Source organism: Bacillus sp. FAU20, from assembly GCF_056033865.1.
In genome coordinates, this window is record NZ_JBVYHY010000003.1 from 333,747 (window position 1) to 355,537 (window position 21,791).

Consider the following 21,791-nt stretch of genomic DNA (forward strand, 5'->3'; position numbering starts at 1 on the left):
GTGCGGAGGTTTTCTTTTTAGAAAGGTAGGAGTTATATTTGGTACAAGCTGCATATATTCATATTCCGTTTTGTCAGCACATTTGTCACTATTGTGATTTTAATAAAGTGTTTATTGAACGCCAACCGGTTGATCAATATTTAGATTATCTAGAGAAGGAAATAATAAATACGGTTCAAAAAGTTCCGTTTGATAGTATGAAAACGATTTTTGTGGGCGGGGGAACTCCGACAGCGTTAAATATGGAGCAGACAAAAAAAATACTCGAGATTATTAATCGTCATTTGCGTCCGTTCGCCCCGAATTGTGAATTAACATTTGAAGCGAATCCAGGAGATCTACCGAAAGAGAAGTTGAATGTACTGCTAGAAGGTGGAGTGAATCGAATTAGTTTTGGTGTGCAAACGTTCCGTGATGAACTGCTTGAGAAAATTGGGCGCAAGCATACGAGGGAAGATGCATTCCTAGCGATTCGAGAAGCACAGGAAGTAGGCTTTAAAAATATTAATGTAGATATTATTTATGCTTTGCCAGGACAGACGATAGAAGATGTAAAAGAAACATTAGATATTGCTTTTACGCTTGGTGTACAACATTTCTCGGCATATTCATTAATTGTGGAACCAAAAACAGTGTTTTATAACTTAATGAACAAAGGGAAATTGCGTCTTCCGGGTGAAGACCATGAAGCGAAAATGTATGAAATAGTAATGGATGAAATGGAGAAACACGGTTATAACCAGTATGAAATTAGTAATTTCTCAAAAGGTGACAATAAAAGTAGACATAATCTCACATACTGGAATAATGAAGAGTATTATGGATTTGGAGCTGGAGCTCATAGTTATGTGAACGGGGAACGTATTCAAAATGTAGGTCCCCTGAAGCAATATTTTAATAAAATTGATGAAACAAGATTTCCGTATTTAGATGTTCACAAAGTGACGGAGAAAGAAAGAATGGAAGAAGAACTGTTCTTAGGGCTTCGAAAAACAAAAGGTGTTTCTAAAACGTCGTTCCGCAATAAATTTAATGTGGAGATGGATCAAGTTTTCGCGAAGCAGTTACAAAGCAATCAAGAGCAGGGATTGCTTGAAGAGGAAGATGGACATGTACGTTTAACGCGAAAAGGAAAATTATTAGGGAATGAAGTATTCCAATCATTTTTGATTGACTAATTAAATGTTCCATAGGTGTGAAAAATTTTCATTATTTCGTGACGTTTCCGTTGACAATTGAATGTCAATTTTGGTAAGTTATTAATAGATTTAGCACTCAAAGACAAAGAGTGCTAACAGAGGTGATGATGAGATGCTTACGGAACGTCAGCTCTTAATTTTACAAACAATTATTGATGACTTTATTGGATCAGCGCAGCCCGTTGGGTCTAGAACGTTGGCTAAAAAAGATGAAATTACATTTAGTTCAGCTACTATTCGAAATGAAATGGCGGACTTAGAAGAATTAGGTTTTATTGAAAAAACGCACAGTTCTTCTGGACGTGTTCCTTCTGAGAAAGGCTACCGATTTTATGTAGACCATCTTTTAGCGCCGCAAAACTTACCAAACGCTGAAATTGTACAAATTAAAGATTTATTTGCCGAAAGAATTTTTGAAGCGGAAAAAATTGCACAGCAATCTGCTCAAATTTTATCAGAACTTACGAATTATACGGCCATTGTTCTTGGACCGAAGTTAAGTACAAATAAACTTAAAAATGTACAAATTGTGCCGCTTGATCGTCAAACTGCAGTCGCTATTATTGTAACTGATACAGGGCATGTACAAAGTAAAACGATTACCGTTCCGGAATCTGTTGATTTATCAGATTTAGAAAAAATGGTTAATATTTTAAATGAAAAGCTATCTGGCGTACCGATGGAAGAACTTCATAATAAAATCTTTAAAGAGATTGTTACAGTTTTACGTGGGTATGTTCATAATTACGATAGTGCAATAAAAATGTTGGATGGTACATTTCAAGTTCCGTTATCGGAAAAGATATACTTTGGAGGAAAAGCAAATATGCTTTCGCAGCCAGAGTTCCATGACATTCAAAAGGTTAGATCTTTACTTACCATGATTGATAATGAAGCCGAATTTTATGACATTTTGCGTCATAAACAAGTCGGGATTCAAGTGAAAATTGGTAGGGAAAATTCTTCGACGGCTATGGAGGATTGTAGTTTAATTTCTGCAACATATTCGATCGGCGAAGAGCAACTTGGAACAATTGCTATTTTAGGTCCTACGAGAATGCAATATTCTCGTGTAATTAGTTTGTTACAGTTATTTACGAGACAATTTACTGATGGGCTTAAAAAGTAAATGAGAGTAATACATTCGCTCAAGTGATGAAATTTTCATTGCTGTGTGTAATATATAATCCTTAGGTAATCATGCTATGCATGATACCTAATACCTTTTAAGGAGGTGAATATTGTGGAAGAGCGTAACGAACAAGTGGTAGAAGAAGTAAAAGAAGCGCAAGTTGAAGAAGCTGTCACGCCAGAAAACAGTGAAGAAACTGTAGAAGAAAAAAGTGAGGCTGCTCTTTTACAAGAAAAAGTAGATGAGTTACAAGCGAAACTAACGGAAACGGAAGGTCGCACATTACGTCTACAAGCTGATTTTGAAAATTATAAGCGCCGTGTCCAAATGGATAAACAGGCTGCTGAAAAATATAGAGCACAAAGTCTAGTTTCAGACATCTTGCCAGCTCTTGATAATTTTGAAAGAGCGATGCAAGTGGAAGCGACTGATGAGCAAACGAAATCCTTGTTACAAGGTATGGAAATGGTGCATCGTCAATTGTTAGAAGCACTGAATAAAGAAGGTGTGGAAGTGATTGAAGCTGTTGGTAAACAGTTTGATCCTAATGAACACCAAGCTATTATGCAAGTGGAAGATAGTGAATTTGAATCAAACGCGGTTGTAGAAGAATTCCAAAAAGGTTATAAACTAAAAGACCGTGTGATTCGCCCATCAATGGTAAAAGTAAATCAATAATTTACATAAAACTAGGAGGATTCGCCATGAGTAAAATTATCGGTATTGACTTAGGTACAACAAACTCTTGTGTAGCTGTTATGGAAGGTGGAGAACCAAAGGTTATCCCAAATCCAGAAGGAAATCGTACAACACCTTCTGTTGTAGCTTTCAAAAATGAAGAACGTCAAGTTGGGGAAGTTGCAAAGCGCCAAGCAATTACAAACCCAAATACAATCATGTCTGTTAAACGTCATATGGGTACAGACTACAAAGTAGAAGTTGAAGGTAAAGATTATACACCTCAAGAAATTTCTGCAATCATTTTACAAAACTTAAAAGCTTCTGCTGAAGCATACTTAGGTGAAACAGTAACGAAAGCTGTTATTACAGTACCTGCATACTTCAACGATGCAGAGCGTCAAGCAACGAAAGATGCTGGTCGTATCGCTGGTTTAGAAGTTGAGCGTATCATTAACGAGCCAACAGCAGCAGCACTTGCTTACGGTTTAGAAAAACAAGATGAAGAACAAAAAATCTTAGTATATGACTTAGGTGGCGGTACATTTGACGTATCTATCCTTGAGTTAGCAGACGGCACATTCGAAGTTATTTCAACTGCTGGTGACAACCGTCTTGGTGGCGATGACTTTGACCAAGTTATCATCGATCACTTAGTAGCTGAGTTCAAAAAAGAAAATAACATTGATTTAAGCCAAGATAAAATGGCGCTTCAACGCTTGAAAGATGCAGCTGAAAAAGCGAAAAAAGATCTTTCTGGTGTAACACAAACTCAAATTTCATTACCATTCATTAGTGCTGGAGCTGCTGGTCCATTACACTTAGAATTAACGTTAACAAGAGCGAAATTCGAAGAGCTTTCAGCAGGTCTTGTTGAAAGAACATTAGAGCCAACTCGTCGTGCATTAAAAGACGCTGGTTTTGCTCCAAGCGAATTAGATAAAGTTATTCTTGTTGGTGGATCTACTCGTATCCCAGCTGTACAAGAAGCTATTAAACGTGAAACTGGTAAAGAGCCATATAAAGGTGTAAACCCTGATGAAGTTGTAGCATTAGGTGCTGCAGTTCAAGGTGGCGTACTTACTGGTGATGTAGAAGGCGTTCTATTATTAGACGTAACTCCACTTTCTTTAGGTATTGAAACTATGGGTGGCGTGTTCACGAAATTAATCGAGCGTAACACTACAATTCCAACAAGTAAGTCACAAGTATTCTCAACAGCTGCTGATAATCAACCAGCAGTAGACATTCACGTATTACAAGGTGAGCGTCCAATGTCAGCTGACAACAAAACGTTAGGTCGTTTCCAATTAACTGACCTTCCACCAGCACCACGTGGTATTCCACAAATCGAAGTAACATTCGATATTGATGCGAACGGTATCGTTAACGTACGTGCGAAAGACTTAGGAACAAGCAAAGAGCAAGCTATTACAATCCAATCTTCTTCAGGTCTTTCTGATGAAGAAGTAGAACGTATGGTACAAGAAGCGGAAGCAAATGCTGACGCTGACCAAAAACGTAAGGAAGAAGTTGAACTTCGTAACGAAGCTGACCAACTTGTATTCCAAACAGACAAAGTTGTAAAAGATTTAGAAGGTAAAGTAGATGCAGCTGAAGTTGCAAAAGCAACAGAAGCAAAAGAAGCATTACAAGCTGCAATTGAGAAAAACGAGCTTGAAGAAATTCGTGCGAAAAAAGATGCTTTACAAGAAATCGTACAACAGTTAACTGTTAAATTATACGAGCAAGCTCAAGCTGCTGCTGGTCAAGCAGAAGGTGCGCAAGGTGCACAAGACGCTGGCGCGAAGAAAGATAATGTAGTTGACGCTGAGTTTGAAGAAGTAAAAGAAGACAAGTAATTCAACTGTAAACATAATAAGTAAGATGACAAAAAGTCAAAGTCAAGCGTGCCTTGACTTTGGCTTTTTTCACGAATGAGAAGCGATGTGTGAGGATCTTAAGTTTTTCGCTTTGCATACTGTAAGTGAGGAAACTTTGTTGCAAAGCACTTTCTTTCGGTGTTAAAATTACGTTTATGTGAAAGATTCGGGGGTTGTAAATTTATGAGTAAACGAGACTATTATGAGGTCCTTGGACTTAGCAAGGGCGCTGCAACAGATGAAATTAAAAAAGCGTATCGTCGTTTGGCTAAAAAATACCATCCAGACGTAAGTAAAGAAGAAAATGCAATTGAAAAGTTTAAAGAAGTACAAGAAGCATACGAAGTGTTAAGTGATGATCAAAAGCGTGCGCAGTACGATCAATTTGGTCATGCTGGTGCAAATCAAGGATTCGGTGGATTTGGCGGCGGAGGAGACTTCGGCGGTGGCTTCGGTTTTGAAGATATATTTAGTTCTTTCTTTGGCGGTGGCGGCGGCAGACGTCGTGATCCAAATGCTCCGCGCCAAGGTGCTGACTTACAATATCAAGTCACTTTAGATTTTGAAGAAGCTATTTTTGGTAAGGAATTAAATGTGGAAATTCCAGTAGAAGATCCATGTGATACTTGTAAAGGTAGTGGAGCAAAACCAGGAACTTCAAAAGAAACATGTAAACATTGTTCAGGTTCTGGTCAAGTGAGTGTTGAACAAAACACACCATTTGGTCGTATCGTAAACCGTCAAGCTTGTGGTCATTGTTCAGGAACTGGACAAATTATTAAAGAAAAATGTACGACATGTCACGGTTCAGGTAAAGTTCGTAAACGTAAAAAAATTAATGTTAAAATTCCAGCGGGTATTGATAATGGTCAACAAATTCGTGTGTCTGGAAAAGGTGAAGCCGGCGTAAATGGCGGACCAGCAGGAGACTTATATGTTGTCGTTCATGTAAGAAATCATGAATTCTTCGAGCGTGAAGGAGATCACATTATTTGCGAAATGCCATTAACATTTGCGCAAATGGCGCTTGGTGATGAAGTGGAAGTTCCTACTGTTCATGGTAAAGTGAAGCTGAAAATTCCAGCAGGAACACAAACTGGAACTGAATTCCGCTTAAAAGGAAAAGGTGCTCCGAACGTACGTGGATACGGCCAAGGAGATCAATATGTAGTCGTTCGTGTTGTTGTACCAACGAAATTGACTTCACAGCAAAAAGATTTATTACGTGAATTTGCAGGACAAGAAGAGCAGGATGATAGTTTATTCGGAAAGCTTAAACGTGCTTTCAAAGGGGAATAATGGAAATAAAAAATGGAGTTGGTAAATTGTGAAATGGTCAGAAATTAGTATTCATACAACAGAAGAAGCAGTAGAAGCTGTCTCTCATATTTTACACGAAGCTGGTGCTAGCGGAGTTGCGATTGAGGACCCAGCGGAGTTAACGAAAGAGCGCGAGCAACAATATGGTGAAATTTATGCATTGAATCCCGATGAATATCCAGCGGAAGGTGTATTAATAAAAGCATATTTCCCGCAAACCGATTCTTTACATGAAACGATTGCAGGTGTAAAATCATCTATTGATGTGCTTCCATCTTACGACATCGAAATTGGTACTGGAAATATTACCGTTAACGAAGTCAATGAAGAAGATTGGGCTACTGCTTGGAAAAAATATTACCATCCAGTACAAATTTCTGATACATTCACAATCGTACCGACTTGGGAAGAATATACACCATCTTCTCCTGATGAAAAAATCATTGAATTAGACCCGGGTATGGCGTTTGGTACAGGAACTCATCCAACAACAACGATGTGTATACGTGCTTTAGAAAAAACAGTACAGCCAGGTGACACTATTATTGATGTAGGAACAGGTTCTGGTGTACTTAGTATTGCAGCGGCAAAATTAGGTGCGTCTTCTGTTCAAGCATATGATTTAGATCCGGTTGCGGTTGAAAGTGCAGAAATGAATGTACGTTTAAATAAAACAGATGATATCGTGTCTGTTGGACAAAATAGTCTTTTAGAAGGTATTGAAGGTCCTGTTGATTTAATCGTAGCTAACTTATTAGCAGAAATCATTCTATTATTCCCTGAAGATGCAGCAAGAGTTGTGAAATCAGGTGGATTATTTATTACATCGGGCATTATTGCTACGAAGGAAAAAGTAATTTCTGAGGCGCTAGAAAAAGCTGGATTTACAATTGAAGAAGTGTTACGAATGGAAGATTGGGTAGCAATTATTGCACGAAATGCGTAATATAGATTTTAGTCTATAATGAAAAGGGGAGTCTCTCACTATAAGGTGAGGGACTTGCCGTTTGTTATATGAAAAATGATAACGTTTCGTTCTTTTCGTAAGTGTTGACTTACGAAAGGAACGAAACTCTACTAAGGTGATTATATGCAACGTTATTTTGTAGAAGAGAAATATGTAAATGAGACAAGTATTCGTATTGTAGGTGATGACGTACATCATATCGCAAGAGTGATGCGTATGTCAGCTGGAGATCATATTTATTGCTGTGTAAACGGAAAAACAGCAGTATGTTCAATTGATGAAATTACCAGTGAATTTATTAATACGACTATTGTAGAATGGGTAGAGGCGTCAAGTGAACTTCCTGTTTTCGTGACGATTGCAAGTGGACTGCCAAAAGGAGACAAGCTAGAGTTAATTTTTCAAAAAGGAACTGAGCTTGGGGCAGCTGCATTCTTACCATTTCAAGCATCTCGCTCTATCGTAAAATGGGATGCGAAAAAAGCTGATAAAAAAGTTGAGCGTTTAAGAAAAATTGTGAAAGAAGCTGCGGAACAATCACATAGAAGTGAAATTCCAGAAGTACATGCTCCGGCATCATTTAAGCAATTGCTTTCAATGAGTGGTGAGTATGATGTTTGTCTTGTTGCTTACGAAGAGGAAGCAAAACAAGGCGAGAAATCTAATTTTGCGAAAGCTTTAACGACAATGAAACCAGGTCAAAAGCTATTGATTGTATTTGGCCCAGAAGGCGGTTTAGCTGAGGAAGAGATTACAGCGCTTCGTGAACATAAATTTGTACCATGTAGTTTAGGACCAAGAATTTTAAGAACAGAAACGGCGCCATTATACGCGTTAAGTGCTGCTTCGTATCATTTTGAATTGATGGGGTGATGATCAATGTCAACTGTTGCGTTCCATACGTTAGGTTGTAAAGTAAACCACTATGAAACAGAAGCCATTTGGCAATTGTTTAAACAAGGTGGTTATGAAAGAACAGAATATGAAAAGAAAGCTGATGTATATGTTATTAACACATGTACAGTAACGAATACTGGGGACAAAAAAAGTCGTCAAGTAATTAGACGTGCTGTGCGTCAAAATCCAGATGCAGTTATTTGTGTAACGGGATGTTACGCACAAACATCTCCAGCGGAAATTATGGCAATCCCAGGTGTGGATATTGTAGTTGGTACACAGGATCGTGAAAAGATGTTAGGTTACATCGAAGAATTTCGTAAAGAGCGTCAACCAATTAATGCTGTCCGCAATATTATGAAAACACGCGTGTACGAAGAACTTGATGTACCTTATTTCACGGATCGTACACGTGCGTCTTTAAAAATACAAGAGGGTTGCAATAACTTCTGTACATTCTGTATCATTCCTTGGGCGCGTGGTTTAATGCGTTCTCGTGATGGAAAAGAAGTTATTAAACAAGCACAACAATTAGTGGATGCAGGCTATAAAGAAATCGTATTAACGGGTATTCATACAGGTGGATACGGCGAAGACATAAAAGATTATAACTTAGCTGGATTACTTCGTGATATGGAAGCGGAAGTAGGCGGATTAAAACGTCTTCGTATTTCTTCTATTGAAGCGAGTCAAATTTCAGATGAAGTAATTGAAGTGTTAGATAAATCTGAAGTAGTTGTACGCCACTTGCATATTCCGTTGCAATCTGGTTCTAATACTGTATTAAAACGTATGCGTCGTAAATATACGATGGAGTTCTTCCAAGAGCGTTTAGATCGTTTGAAAGAAGCGTTACCAGGCCTTGCGATTACATCTGATGTAATCGTTGGTTTCCCAGGTGAAACAGAAGAAGAATTCATGGAAACATACAATTTCATTAAAGAGAACCGCTTCTCTGAGTTACATGTGTTCCCTTACTCAAAACGTACAGGAACACCTGCAGCACGCATGGAAGATCAAGTTCCTGAAGATGTGAAGAACGATCGTGTTCATCGTTTAATTGAGCTATCTAATCAATTAGCGAAAGAGTACGCATCAGGGTTTGAAGGTGAAGTGCTTGAAATCATTCCGGAAGAGCAATTTAAAGAGGGCGACCGTGAAGGGTTATATGTAGGTTATACAGATAACTACTTGAAAATTGTATTTGAAGGATCAGAAGAATTAATTGGTAAGCTAGTGAAAGTGAAAATTACGAAAGCTGGTTATCCATATAACGAAGCGCAATTTGTTCGTGTTCTTGAAGATGATGTAAAAAAAGAATCAGCTAGTGCATAAAAAGAGCGTGCAACCGGAAACGGTTTGCATGCTTTCTTTATTTGAATCGGTTAAGTACTAGAGGGCGTGGAGGCGTTTCATGCATCCCTGTATGAAAAAAGATGAAATGATAAAAATATAGTTGTCTTCATCAGTGAAGGATACTAGCTATTTGCCATAACTTTTGAAAAGGAAATGCTTCTATTCTTCTTTTATTCTGCCAAATAGTTGACCTGAAGTGATAAAATGTATTATAATCGTAAAAGACATGCTGAAGAAGTGTTTCTTTTTGCATGCTGAAGTTAGTATGTAAGTGTGATGTTTCGGAGGGAGGGAAAGAGAATGTCAAAAACAGTCGTTCGTAAAAACGAGTCTTTGGAGGATGCACTTCGCCGTTTTAAAAGATCGGTTTCTAAAACTGGTACACTTGCTGAAGCAAGAAAGCGCGAGTTTTATGAAAAACCAAGTGTAAAACGTAAGAAGAAATCTGAAGCGGCAAGAAAGCGTAAATTCTAAGAGAGGGTGTAAGTTATGAGTCTTCTCGGTCGTTTAAACGATGATATGAAACAAGCGATGAAGAATAAACAAAAAGAAAAATTAACCGTTATTCGTATGGTTAAGGCTGCTTTACAAAATGAAGGTATTAAACTGCAACATACTCTTACTGAAGAAGAGGAAATAACAGTTTTAGCTCGTGAAGTAAAACAGTATAAGGACTCCCTCCTTGAATTTAAAAAAGCTGGTCGTGAAGACCTTGTTAATAAACTGCAAAGTGAAATTCAGATTTTAAGCGCATATTTGCCAGAGCAATTAACTGAAGAAGAACTAGTTGATGTAATCAAGCAAGTTATTTCTGAAGTTGGTGCGACTTCTAAAGCAGATATGGGTAAGGTGATGACTGCTGTTATGCCGAAAGTAAAAGGTAAAACAGACGGATCACTTGTGAATAAGCTGGTTATCCAGCTATTAGCATAAAAAAACGTCTCATTTCGTATGAGACGTTTTTTTATTGTTCTTATTAAGGAGAAACGCTATATTGCTTAAAAAGCGTTTCTGTAAGTGATAGAAACCCCTCTAGTTAAAGTTTCAATTTATTATTTCCTTGTATAATTCTGATTCTACACCTGTTCTTACTTCCTTGACTAAAACTTCTTTCGCAAATAAAAGCTAAGTACCGAGCCTTCTGAAACTCAGATTGAAGTTTTATAGCGTGCTCTTCAGCATAATCCTCGAAGGTAACAAAAGAGATTCTAACTATATTAGATTTTGCATCAGTTGCATAAAATGGCCGGATATGACTGTCGATAACTTGTTTTATAGCATTCAAAATTTCTTGACCAAAGCCAATTTACTTTCGTATTTCCTCATTTATTAATTCATCTTTTAATGAACCCTAATATTTTTTGAAATTCATATAACAACCATCTATAAAATATTCTTACTTACAACGTAACATTCAGAGCGGGGAAATTTTCTTTTTTGAATTTTATCCCGCATTAACAGGCAACCCGATTGGTGAGGGTTGATTAAAGTTTCACTTTATCTCATTTGTCCAATAAATGACAACTACTTATTCTATGGTCAGTATGTCACGTCCAGAACGAATTGTAACAGGTTTTTTCAAGTTTCCAACTTCTCGCTAGGCTCAATTTCTTAATGTAACTTGTACTGATATCCTGTAGGGGCGCATATTCTTGTATTAATACTTCTATTATTAAAGGTAATATCCTCTGATCCATCATTGTCCTGACAAATATGATTTCATATAGCGACTGTTTTAATTAACATGATATGAACTCTTACAGAATATAGTTATGTTAGTGAAGTCGTTATAACACGATAGGCACTTGTGAAGAAATACATATATATATATGGGATGAGGAGGGGGTCTTTCGAGATGAAGAAATTAGAACAAATGAAAAATTGGTTAACAAAACAAGTAGATCTACCAGTGGATGTATTAATGGATCTGCCTCGGATTACTCTTGTTGGGCAAATACATATTTATATAGAAAATCATCGGGGGTTATTAGTGTTTTCAGATAAAGAAGTGCGATTACTTTTAAAACATGGTCAATTATTAATTAAAGGACAATCCTTTGTTATTAAAACGATTCTTCCAGAAGAGCTTTTACTCGAAGGTATAATTGAGCAAGTAACATTTTTAGAAAATGAAAAAAAAGGTGATTGAAGTGAAACTTCCATTTGTGAAGTTTTTCTTCTTTATCCTGTAAAAGTTCCGTTGATAGAGACTGATTACAGTTTTACTCTGTTTCATTTTAGTACGAGCTATTTTAATGCTTCAAATAAAAAGTCGTATACCTACTTTTAGAAAGGTAGTGAAGGTGGTAAATGAAAAATAAATGGTTTATAAAGTGGCTTGGGTATGTAAAAGTGCGAATTGAAGGTAGAGGGGCAGAACGGTTTGTTAATGAATGTGTACGGAGGAATTTATTAGTTTGGGATGTTAAGAAGATAGCTGATGAAACGTTAGTTTTTTGTATATTGTTACGCGATGTGAAAAAAATAAAACCAATTTATAGAAAAAATGAATGTAAATTATATTTTATTGGACGTTATGGTTTTCCTTTTTGGAATAAGCGTTTAATTAAAAATAGTGGATTTTTAATTGGGTTTTTAATTTTCTTTTTTGGTGTGATTGCAATGTCAAATATGGTTTGGAAAATTGAAATTACAGGAGCAAAACCTGAAACAGAATATATATTAATGAAAGAATTGGATAAAATGGGTATTAAAAAAGGGAAACTACAGTTTCAAATGCCGAATGTAGAGGATGTACAACGCCATTTGACAGATAATATTAATGCCATTACTTGGGCGGGACTAGAAGTAAGAGGAACGACGTATCATTTTAAAATTGTTGAAAAAAACGAACCGAAAAAAGAAAAGGAACAAAGGCCACAAAATTTAGTAGCAAAAAAAGAAGCGATTATTACAAAAACGTTTGTAGAAGTTGGAAAACCGGTTGTACTGAAAAATGATCATGTGGAAAAAGGGCAGATTCTCGTATCTGGAATATATGGTAATGAGGAAAGCCCGACAATTGTTTCAGCGAAAGGTATTGTGTATGGCGAAACGTGGTATACCTCTAAAGTGAATGTCCCGTTAAAGACGCAATTTCAAGTGTATACTGGTAATGTATACAATGAACATTTTCTTAAATTTGGGGATACGAAAATAAAAATATGGGGATTTCAACATGATAAGTATAAACGCTCTCGTACTGAAAGTGTAAAGCACGATGTGAAATTATTTGGTTTTACACTGCCGATTGCATATGAAAAAGATGTTGTGAGAGAAGAGGAAGAAGCGAATCGAGAATATACAGAAAAGCAAGCGTTAAAAGTAGCGAAAGAGATGGCCGAAAAAGAACTAAAGAAAAAATTGGATGAACATGCTATGATTGTAAGTGATAAGATTTTGAGTAAAGAGGTTGAGGCGGATCAACTAAAGGTCACATTGCATTATACTGTAGTTGAAAATATTGCAGAGCCACAACCAATATCTGAATCCGATATTCAAGGAGACTGAGTAATGGCAGAACAATTAGTAGAAATGAACCAACAATTGGAAAATACTAACGAAGCAATCGCTCTTTTTGGAGTCAATGATGCGCATTTAAAAGTAATTGAACGAGAACTCAATGTATCGATCGTAACTAGAGGAGAAACTGTTCATGTATCTGGGGCAGTTGAAACGGTAACACTCGTAGAAAAAATCTTACAGCAATTACTTGTTGTAATTCGTAAAAGTATATCAATTTCGGAGAGAGATGTTGCGTATGCAATTCAGCTCGCACAACAAGGGAAAATTGCTCAATTTGAAGAGTTATATGAAGAAGAAATTTTCAAGACTCCAAAAGGTAAATCCATTCGTGTAAAAACAATGGGGCAAAGACGATATATTCATGCGATGAAGAAGAATGATATTGTCTTTGGAATAGGGCCAGCAGGAACTGGAAAAACATACTTAGCTGTAGTAATGGCTGTGAGGGCTTTAAAACAAGGATATGTAAAGAAAATTATTTTAACAAGACCTGCTGTAGAAGCTGGAGAAAACTTAGGTTTTTTACCAGGGGATCTGAAAGAGAAGGTTGATCCATACTTACGTCCATTATATGATGCCTTACATGATATTCTTGGACAAGAATATACGCAGCGTATGATGGAGCGAGGAGTAATTGAAATCGCGCCACTTGCTTATATGAGGGGACGTACGCTTGATGATTCATTTGTTATTTTAGATGAGGCTCAAAATACAACGGGTGCTCAAATAAAAATGTTTTTAACGAGATTAGGTTTTAGTTCTAAAATGGTTATTACAGGGGATCCTTCACAAGTAGACTTGCCAAAAGGGGTAAAATCAGGGCTATCTATAGCCTCTAATATTTTATCTGGTGTATCAGGTCTGTCATTTATTACATTAGAACAAACAGACGTTGTGAGACATCCATTGGTGCAACGTATTATTGAGGCATATGATAAAATGGAATGATCCTATTTGTCAGGATCATTTCTTTTTGTATGATAAGGTTGGCGAACGTCATATTTTTTACTATCATGAAAGATAAGGAAAATAAACTATAGGTACTGGTGTATAAAATGTTGCCTCAAAGTATCGTTGGGTAGAAGAAATGAAAGCTATAAATAGTTTCACTTTATTTCTGGAGAGGAGAAGTATTGAAATCATGTCAAGATCTCAAGAAATTTCTAAGTGGTTTCGTAATTTACAACATTCGAAAAAACTAAGTTGGATTTCTTACGTTGTATTAGGAGCAGTGCTGTTTTTTGCGCTTATGAATAATGTAAAACCAGAGCAATTAGATGTTAACATGTATTCTATTGCGAAAAAGACAATCCATTCTCCTATAAAAATTGAAGATAAAGTTACAACGGATAAAAAGAAAAAAGAAGCCGCTACAAAAGTTGAAGATCAATATACATATAAAAGTGAGTATAAACAAAATAAAGTTGATATTGTGAATGACGTCTTCGCTAAAGTGGATGAAGTGGTGCAAGAGATTAAAGCTGTTGGACCGGATGATCAAAAAAAGATTACTGATGCTGAGAAAGTGGATAAGTTAAAAAAGAAACTACCTGCTGACTTAACGAAAGAATTATCTGATTCAAACTTACTAAATTTGATTAATGCAGATTCGGGCCAATTAGTATTAGCGAAAGATGCTGCGGTCACAGCGATTAATAGTATCATGACTGAGCATATTAAAATGGACGAATTGAAAGATGCGAAAGAACGATATGTAAGTGAGATGAATAGTGTTAATGTTGATAATGGTTTAAAAGAGTCAATTAAGGCGCTAGGAAGATATGCAATTTCAGCGAACTATTTTTATGACCCGATCTTAACGAAAGAGAAGAGAAAAGCAGAGGAAGATTTAGTTCCACCTGTTTATATTCTTCAAGGACAAGTTCTTGTTAGAGAAGGTGAAACAATTTCAAGTGATGTGTATAATCAGTTGAAATTAGTTGGTTTGTTAGAAAAAGGGAATGGCTTTCAACCTTATGTTGGATTAGCGGTACTCATTAGTGTGTTACTATACTTTATGCATAAACAATTTGAATTGTTTTTAAAGAGAAAAAGAGAAGATAGACCGTATGTTTTAGCGTATATTACAATTTTGTCTATCACAATCGTCTTAATGAAAATCATTAGTTTGTTTCAAAAACTTGAATACGCAGGGATTGCATATGTTGTCCCAGTTGCGATGGGAACATTACTTGTAAAACTAATGATTGGTGATCGATTTGTCTTTTTAACGAGTATGATTTTTTCTGTATGCGGAAGTATTATGTTTAATGAAGGAGTAACGAGTACGTTAAATTATAGTGTAGGGATTTACGTATTGTTAAGTTCATTATCGGTTAGTATTTTCTTGCGAGAAAAAAATCGTCGTACAATGATCTTACAAGCTGGTATACTCGTTTCTGTATTAAATGTAGTCGTATTGGCGGCGCTCTTATTATTACGTAATGGGAATTTTTCGCCTCTTGAAATTGGTACGCAATTATTAATGGCTTCACTTTCAGGGATTATATCGTCCGTTTTGGCTATGGGGATTTTACCATATTTAGAAAGTGGACTTGGAATCGTATCAAGTATGAAGCTTATGGAACTATCAAGTCCAAATCATCCGCTTTTACGTAGAATTTTGTTAGAAGCGCCAGGGACATATCATCATAGTGTAATGGTAGCGAATCTTTCTGAGGCTGCGTGTGAAGCAGTCGGGGCAAATGGTGTATTAGCACGTGTAGGTGCATATTATCATGATGTAGGAAAAACAGTACAACCGCAATTCTTTATTGAAAACCAAATGGGAATTGAAAACCCGCATGATAAATTAGATCCTGTAACGAGTAAAGATATTATAATTGCTCACGTAACGGATGGAGTAAGAATGCTCGAAGAATATCATATTCCACAAGAAATTATTGATATCGCTGGGCAACATCACGGTACAACGTTACTGAAATATTTTTATTATAAAGCAATTAAAGAAGATAAAGAAAAATATACAGAAGAGATGTTCCGTTATCCAGGTTCAAAAGCAACTTCGAAAGAATCGGCAATTGTTGGTATTGCTGATAGTGTAGAAGCTGCGGTACGTTCTATGAATCACCCAACGCCAGAACAAATTAATAATTTAGTGCAAAGTATTATTAAAGATCGATTGCAAGACGGTCAATTTAGTGAATGTGATTTGACGTTTAAAGAACTACAAATCGTTGGGAAAACGTTGTGTGAAACGTTAAATGGTATTTTCCATTCGCGTATTACATATCCGGAACTTCCGGAAGAAAAGGAGAAAGAATGAGTTTGTTAATTGATTTTATTGATGAAACAGAAGAAGTAAAAGAAGCGTATATGAGTTTAATTCGTGAAGTGTTAGAAAAAGCAGCTCAAATGGAAAATATCGAGGATGGCGTGGAGGTATCGGTGACATTTGTAGATAATGAGCGCATTAGAGAAATTAATCGTGATTACCGAGATAAAGATCAACCTACAGATGTAATATCTTTTGCCATGGAAGAGATGGGAGAAGGAGAAATGGAGATCGTTGGTGCAGAGATGCCGCGCATGTTAGGTGATCTTATTATCTCTATTCCAAGGGCGAAAGAGCAAGCTGAAGAGTACGGACATTCTTTCGATCGTGAACTTGGATTTTTGGCGTTACATGGCTTTTTACATTTACTTGGTTATGATCACATGACGGAAGAAGATGAAAAAGAAATGTTCGGAAGACAAAAAGAAATTTTAGAAGCTTTTGGATTAGGAAGATGAAAAAAGGAAAACTTATAGATAGTTTTGGATATGCTATAGCTGGTATATTCTTTTGTTTTCGTCATGAACGAAATATGAAAATCCATTATTTAGCCGCAGTCATTGTTATATGCTGCGGCTTTTATTTCCATATTACGAAAATAGAGTGGATGATATTACTTATTGTAATAGGGATTGTAATGAGTTTAGAGATGGTAAATACGGCTGTGGAAAAAACGGTAGATTTAGCGACTGCCGATATTCATCCGTTTGCAAAAATTGCAAAGGATGTTGCGGCAGGAGCGGTTTTATTATTTACAATTATAGCTGTTATAATTGGTGCTATTATCTTTTTACCGTATATGGTATAGTTGCATTCCGAAGCTTTTATTAAGCTTTGGAAGTGCCGTAAGGGCCTTTAATGAGAGAGTGTATCTCTTCATAGCTGTGAACAGGAAGGATGCGGGAATATGAATAGTAAACAATTAATTCTAGAAGCAATCGAAGCGCGTAAACAAGCGTACGTACCATATTCTAAATTTCAAGTAGGTGCAGCATTATTAACGCGCGGTGGAAAAGTATATCGTGGGTGTAATGTTGAGAATGCATCATATGGCTTATGTAATTGTGCTGAAAGAACAGCTTTATTTAAGGCGGTTTCTGAAGGAGATAAAGAATTTGTAGCCATTGCGGTTGTAGCAGATACAAAGCGCCCAGTACCTCCTTGTGGAGCATGTCGACAAGTTATGGTAGAATTATGTAAACAGGATACGAAAGTATACTTATCAAATTTACATGGTGACGTTCAAGAGACGACAGTCGGAGAATTGTTACCAGGAGCATTTTTAGCGGAGGATTTACATGAATAGAAAAGGTTATAAATCAGGTTTTGTCTCTATTATTGGCAGACCGAATGTTGGAAAATCTACATTTTTAAATCGTATTATCGGCCAGAAAATTGCTATTATGAGTGATAAGCCACAAACGACTCGTAATAAAATTCAAGGTGTATATACAGAAAATGATGCACAAGTTATTTTCATTGATACACCAGGAATACATAAACCTAAACATAAACTAGGCGACTTCATGGTGAAGATGGCGCAAACGACATTAAAAGAAGTTGATATCGTTCTGTTTATGGTTAATGCTGTCGAAGGCTTTGGTCGTGGTGAGGAATTCATCATTGAGAAATTAAAAGAAACGAAACAACCAGTATTTTTAGTAATTAATAAAATTGACCAACTTCATCCAGAGCAATTACTAGAGTTAATTGATCAATATCGTAAACTACATGAGTTTGCAGAGATTGTACCAATTTCTGCGTTAGACGGTAATAATGTGGACGCTTTAATTGGAACAATTAAAAAGTATTTACCAGAAGGACCACAATACTATCCAGATAATCAAGTAACGGATCATCCGGAGAGATTTATTATTGCAGAGCTTATTCGTGAGAAAGTACTACATTTAACACGTGAAGAAGTACCGCATTCTGTGGCTGTTGTTATCGATGCGATTCAAAAGCGTGAGGGTGGGGCAGTTTATATAAATGCAACGATTGTTGTTGAACGTGCATCACAAAAAGGAATCATCATCGGAAAACAAGGAAAAATGTTAAAAGAAGTTGGTAAACGAGCTCGTTTTGATATTGAAGCGCTACTTGGTTCTAAAGTATTTTTAGAAGTATGGGTAAAAGTGCAAAAAGATTGGCGTAATAAAATGTCTCAGCTTCGTGACCTAGGTTTCCGCGAGGATGAGTACTAAAATAGAGTCAAGCTGTAATCAGTGGATGGTTGGTTCATCCGCTGATTATTGGTTTTTATGAACTTTGATAAATTAGGAAAAATTTTTCTCACATGAAAATGGACAAAATGGGTCAATTTAATAACAACAAAGGAAATTGGTTTATAGGCTACGCTTATTGAGAAAGGTGGATTCTTATGCTAGATTTTACCTGGAAGTTTTTCTCCAAAACAGGAAGCATTGAAACGTACTTGCTTTTGAAAGAAATGGAAAAAGACGTAAACGATGAGATGGATCAACATGAAGAGGAGCTAGCGCATCTAGACTCTCCAATTTCTTGACCCGTTTTGTTCAAACCTTGGATGGTGACGAACATGTTTCAAAAAGTTGAGGGCATCGTTATCCGTACGACAGATTACGGAGAAACGAACAAGATTGTTACAATATTCTCAAGAGAACTTGGTAAGGTAAGTGCAATGGCACGAGGAGCAAAAAAACCGAAAAGCCGATTAGCATCTGTGTCGCAATTAATGACACATGGCCATTTTCTTATTCAAATGGGATCTGGGCTTGGAACATTGCAACAAGGCGAGATTATTTCAACTATGAAAGAAATTCGCGAGGATATATTTTTAACTGCTTATGCATCATTTATTGTTGAGTTAACTGATAAAGCAACAGAAGATAAAAAACATAATCCGTACTTATTTGAAATGTTATATCAAACGTTGCATTATATGTGTGAGGGTGTTGATTCAGAAGTATTATCATTAATTTATCAAACGAAAATGCTTCCAGTATTAGGGATGCGCCCGTACTTTGATACTTGTGCGATTTGTCATCAAGAAACAGACTTTGTCGCCTTCTCCGTCAGGGAAGGCGGTTTTCTGTGCTCACATCATGCAGAGCAAGACCCATATCGTATACCGGTAGGAGAAGCTGTTCATAAATTATTACGTCTTTTCTTCCATTTCGATTTACATAGGCTCGGAAATGTATCGGTAAAGGATAGCACAAAAAAACAAATGCGTTTAGTATTGAATACATATTATGATGAATATTGCGGAATTTATTTGAAATCAAGACGTTTTTTAGAACAACTTGATAAGTTTCAAATATAATTTTGGACCGTATACGGTCCTTTTTACATACTTTCTTTTTCGAATAGCATATTTAGTATATAATATTTAAGAGATAGTATAACTTTTTCGTTGTGCATTAAAGGTGGTGATTATCATAGAGCTGAATAAACGGCAAGAACATATCATTCAGATTGTAAAAGATCACGGTCCTATTACAGGGGAATCAATTGCAGCACAATTGGGTCTAACACGTGCGACGCTAAGACCAGACTTAGCAATTTTAACGATGGCTGGTTATTTAGAAGCACGTCCACGCGTAGGTTATTTTTATACGGGTAAAACTGGGGGGCAGCTATTATCTGAAGCTGTTAAGAAAATTAAAGTACAAGATTATCAATCTAGACCGGTTGTAATTGATAAAAATGTTTCCGTATACGATGCAATTTGTACGATGTTTTTAGAGGACGTTGGTACATTGTTCGTTGTAGATCAGATGACTCTATTAGTTGGTGTTGTGTCTCGTAAAGATTTATTAAGAGCGAGCTTAGGAAAGCAGGATTTAACCTCTCTTCCGGTTAATATTATCATGACAAGGATGCCAAACATTGCGATGTGTCGTAGAGAGGATTCTTTATATGATATTGCGATGGAATTAATAGAAAGACAGATTGATGCAATGCCAGTTGTAAAAGATACGAAACAAGGTTTAGAAGTGATTGGGCGAATTACAAAAACAAATATTACACGTGCGTTTGTAAATTTAGTAAATAACGAATAAGTGTAATTTGTTTAAAGTGAGGTAATGTAATGGATAATAAAATCGTATATGTCGTATCTGACTCTGTAGGGGAAACGGCTGATTTGGTTGTTCGAGCAGCAATGGGGCAATTCCCGTTTGCTCCTGATATTAGACGTGTACCGTATGTAGAAGATACAGGGACATTAAAAGAAGTGATTTCGATTGCTAAGAGTAATCAAGCACTTATATGTTTTACGTTAGTTAAGCCTGATATGCGCCAGTATTTAGTAACAGAGGCTGCAAAAGAAGGGGTAGAGGCATACGATATTATTGGCCCTCTTATTGATCAAATTGAAGAAATTACGGGGCAAGTGCCGAGATATGAGCCAGGTGTTGTCCGTAGGTTAGATGAAGAATACTTTAAAAAGATTGAAGCGATTGAGTTTGCTGTGAAATATGATGACGGCAGAGATGCACGAGGTATTTTAAAAGCAGATATCGTGTTGATCGGTGTTTCGCGTACATCAAAAACACCACTTTCCCAATATTTAGCTCATAACAAACGCTTGAAAGTTGCGAATGTACCACTCGTGCCAGAAGTTGACCCACCTGAAGAACTATATCAAGTGGCAAAAGAAAAATGTTTCGGTTTGAAAATTACGCCAGATAAGTTAAATCATATTCGAAAAGAGCGATTAAAATCACTTGGATTAAGTGACGGAGCAACATATGCAAATATTAATCGTATTCAAGAAGAAATTGATCACTTTGAGGAAGTAATTAGTAAAATAAATTGCCAAGTAATCGATGTATCGAATAAAGCGATTGAAGAAACAGCAAATATTATTGTGAATGCAGTGCAAAACCAAAAAATGTTTTAGCACATTTACCAAAGGTGAATGTGCTTTTTTCGCTCGTGTGAAATATGACACCTATGGATTTTGTAATAGATTGTATTGTAATGGTTATACTTATACTCCTTTGTCTTTTAGTATATTCAAGGTGTGAGTTTGTCATCCTGAAATGTAAGATGAAAAAATAAAGGGATATGTAGCGTAGTTGAAGAAAATATATTATAATAAAAAATTGTGATAAAAACCTATATTTTACGTTTAGACTTTAATTTTTCAGAATAAACTAGGGATAGGATTTACGAAAAAGACATGTAATTACGTTAAATCGACAAAATCTATACAAGAAAACGCACATTATGGAAGGATTCACAGAAGGGATGTAGAATACAGAAATATGCAAAACATCAACAACATATCAGTTGGTGTATATGTATGTCCCGTGAAGGCTGAAGTTGTGCAAGTTGGAGCGGAATTTCATGTCGGAATTTTGTTTGTCGCATCATATGCTCATCCTTTTGGAAAATAGCAAGGCAATTGGATCTTTGTAGATACTGAACAAAATGTAGTTGATTGTTATATGGATCAACATGAAAAAGTTACAGATCTCAAGGTCAAACAGTATATGTGGCTTGCTACTGTTCTTGTAAAAAGGTCTATATGTATTGTTTCTAAGAGATACAT

The 21,791-nt window shown here is 36.3% G+C and carries 23 protein-coding genes; all 23 read left to right on the plus strand.

The annotated features are described in order from the left end of the window. Positions 1-38: 38 nt before the first annotated feature. The 23 genes from hemW to AC0OM3_RS02095 all read left to right on the plus strand — a co-directional run bounded on the left by hemW (position 39) and on the right by AC0OM3_RS02095 (position 21,636). Positions 39-1,178 carry a radical SAM family heme chaperone HemW gene (gene hemW / locus AC0OM3_RS01985; RefSeq protein ID WP_474211026.1) on the plus strand — a complete coding sequence of 380 codons (1,140 nt, stop codon included), beginning with the start codon at positions 39-41 and terminating at the stop codon, positions 1,176-1,178. Positions 1,179-1,311: 133 nt separating this feature from the next. Next, positions 1,312-2,328, plus strand: coding sequence for a heat-inducible transcriptional repressor HrcA (gene hrcA / locus AC0OM3_RS01990; RefSeq protein ID WP_000954941.1), 1,017 nt, complete (start codon positions 1,312-1,314; stop codon positions 2,326-2,328). A 114-nt stretch (positions 2,329-2,442) separates the two neighbouring features. Further along, on the plus strand, positions 2,443-3,009 hold the full coding sequence (grpE, locus tag AC0OM3_RS01995) for a nucleotide exchange factor GrpE (RefSeq protein WP_000392710.1): 567 nt from the start codon (positions 2,443-2,445) through the stop codon (positions 3,007-3,009). A gap of 26 nt (positions 3,010-3,035) precedes the next feature. Then, a complete protein-coding gene (dnaK, locus tag AC0OM3_RS02000; protein WP_000034700.1) occupies positions 3,036-4,871 on the plus strand; it encodes a chaperone protein DnaK in 1,836 nt (611 codons plus the stop codon). 204 nt (positions 4,872-5,075) lie between these two features. After that, on the plus strand, positions 5,076-6,191 hold the full coding sequence (gene dnaJ / locus AC0OM3_RS02005) for a chaperone protein DnaJ (RefSeq protein WP_000043934.1): 1,116 nt from the start codon (positions 5,076-5,078) through the stop codon (positions 6,189-6,191). Between the two features lie 28 nt (positions 6,192-6,219). Beyond that, on the plus strand, positions 6,220-7,158 hold the full coding sequence (gene prmA, locus AC0OM3_RS02010; protein ID WP_000872104.1) for a 50S ribosomal protein L11 methyltransferase: 939 nt from the start codon (positions 6,220-6,222) through the stop codon (positions 7,156-7,158). 144 nt (positions 7,159-7,302) lie between these two features. Further along, the gene (locus AC0OM3_RS02015; protein ID WP_001190164.1) at positions 7,303-8,052 is read left to right on the plus strand and encodes a 16S rRNA (uracil(1498)-N(3))-methyltransferase; all 750 of its coding nucleotides are present in this window, start codon (positions 7,303-7,305) and stop codon (positions 8,050-8,052) included. 6 nt (positions 8,053-8,058) lie between these two features. After that, positions 8,059-9,411 carry a tRNA (N(6)-L-threonylcarbamoyladenosine(37)-C(2))-methylthiotransferase MtaB gene (mtaB, locus tag AC0OM3_RS02020; protein WP_000108683.1) on the plus strand — a complete coding sequence of 451 codons (1,353 nt, stop codon included), beginning with the start codon at positions 8,059-8,061 and terminating at the stop codon, positions 9,409-9,411. A gap of 321 nt (positions 9,412-9,732) precedes the next feature. Continuing rightward, a complete protein-coding gene (rpsU, locus tag AC0OM3_RS02025; RefSeq protein ID WP_000048061.1) occupies positions 9,733-9,906 on the plus strand; it encodes a 30S ribosomal protein S21 in 174 nt (57 codons plus the stop codon). Between the two features lie 15 nt (positions 9,907-9,921). Continuing rightward, on the plus strand, positions 9,922-10,365 hold the full coding sequence (locus AC0OM3_RS02030) for a GatB/YqeY domain-containing protein (protein WP_000054562.1): 444 nt from the start codon (positions 9,922-9,924) through the stop codon (positions 10,363-10,365). A gap of 922 nt (positions 10,366-11,287) precedes the next feature. Then, positions 11,288-11,581: a sporulation protein YqfC gene (yqfC, locus tag AC0OM3_RS02035; protein ID WP_000732269.1), complete on the plus strand. Its 294-nt coding sequence runs from the start codon at positions 11,288-11,290 to the stop codon at positions 11,579-11,581. A gap of 161 nt (positions 11,582-11,742) precedes the next feature. Further along, on the plus strand, positions 11,743-12,942 hold the full coding sequence (gene yqfD / locus AC0OM3_RS02040) for a sporulation protein YqfD (protein WP_000792494.1): 1,200 nt from the start codon (positions 11,743-11,745) through the stop codon (positions 12,940-12,942). Positions 12,943-12,945: 3 nt separating this feature from the next. Beyond that, positions 12,946-13,905, plus strand: a complete 960-nt coding sequence (locus AC0OM3_RS02045) for a PhoH family protein (RefSeq protein WP_474211028.1) — start codon at positions 12,946-12,948, stop codon at positions 13,903-13,905. 193 nt (positions 13,906-14,098) lie between these two features. Then, positions 14,099-16,243 carry an HD family phosphohydrolase gene (locus AC0OM3_RS02050; RefSeq protein ID WP_000091508.1) on the plus strand — a complete coding sequence of 715 codons (2,145 nt, stop codon included), beginning with the start codon at positions 14,099-14,101 and terminating at the stop codon, positions 16,241-16,243. Then, on the plus strand, positions 16,240-16,710 hold the full coding sequence (gene ybeY / locus AC0OM3_RS02055) for an rRNA maturation RNase YbeY (RefSeq protein WP_000054682.1): 471 nt from the start codon (positions 16,240-16,242) through the stop codon (positions 16,708-16,710). The genes AC0OM3_RS02050 and ybeY overlap by 4 nt, the downstream gene beginning before the upstream one ends. Next, positions 16,707-17,060 carry a diacylglycerol kinase family protein gene (locus AC0OM3_RS02060; protein ID WP_000715462.1) on the plus strand — a complete coding sequence of 118 codons (354 nt, stop codon included), beginning with the start codon at positions 16,707-16,709 and terminating at the stop codon, positions 17,058-17,060. Before ybeY ends, AC0OM3_RS02060 begins: the two co-directional genes overlap by 4 nt. Positions 17,061-17,159: 99 nt before the next feature. Continuing rightward, a complete protein-coding gene (locus AC0OM3_RS02065; RefSeq protein ID WP_001086285.1) occupies positions 17,160-17,558 on the plus strand; it encodes a cytidine deaminase in 399 nt (132 codons plus the stop codon). Beyond that, on the plus strand, positions 17,551-18,456 hold the full coding sequence (era, locus tag AC0OM3_RS02070) for a GTPase Era (RefSeq protein ID WP_001080229.1): 906 nt from the start codon (positions 17,551-17,553) through the stop codon (positions 18,454-18,456). Before AC0OM3_RS02065 ends, era begins: the two co-directional genes overlap by 8 nt. Positions 18,457-18,632: 176 nt before the next feature. Next, positions 18,633-18,776 carry a YqzL family protein gene (locus AC0OM3_RS02075; RefSeq protein WP_000883924.1) on the plus strand — a complete coding sequence of 48 codons (144 nt, stop codon included), beginning with the start codon at positions 18,633-18,635 and terminating at the stop codon, positions 18,774-18,776. A 33-nt stretch (positions 18,777-18,809) separates the two neighbouring features. Then, the gene (recO, locus tag AC0OM3_RS02080) at positions 18,810-19,556 is read left to right on the plus strand and encodes a DNA repair protein RecO (RefSeq protein ID WP_474211031.1); all 747 of its coding nucleotides are present in this window, start codon (positions 18,810-18,812) and stop codon (positions 19,554-19,556) included. 106 nt (positions 19,557-19,662) lie between these two features. Next, positions 19,663-20,295, plus strand: coding sequence for a transcriptional regulator CcpN (gene ccpN / locus AC0OM3_RS02085; RefSeq protein ID WP_000583756.1), 633 nt, complete (start codon positions 19,663-19,665; stop codon positions 20,293-20,295). Positions 20,296-20,324: 29 nt separating this feature from the next. After that, positions 20,325-21,137: a pyruvate, water dikinase regulatory protein gene (locus AC0OM3_RS02090; protein ID WP_000368944.1), complete on the plus strand. Its 813-nt coding sequence runs from the start codon at positions 20,325-20,327 to the stop codon at positions 21,135-21,137. 367 nt (positions 21,138-21,504) lie between these two features. After that, complete coding sequence (locus tag AC0OM3_RS02095; protein WP_003302665.1) at positions 21,505-21,636, plus strand: hypothetical protein; 132 nt, start codon at positions 21,505-21,507, stop codon at positions 21,634-21,636. Positions 21,637-21,791: the final 155 nt, after the last annotated feature.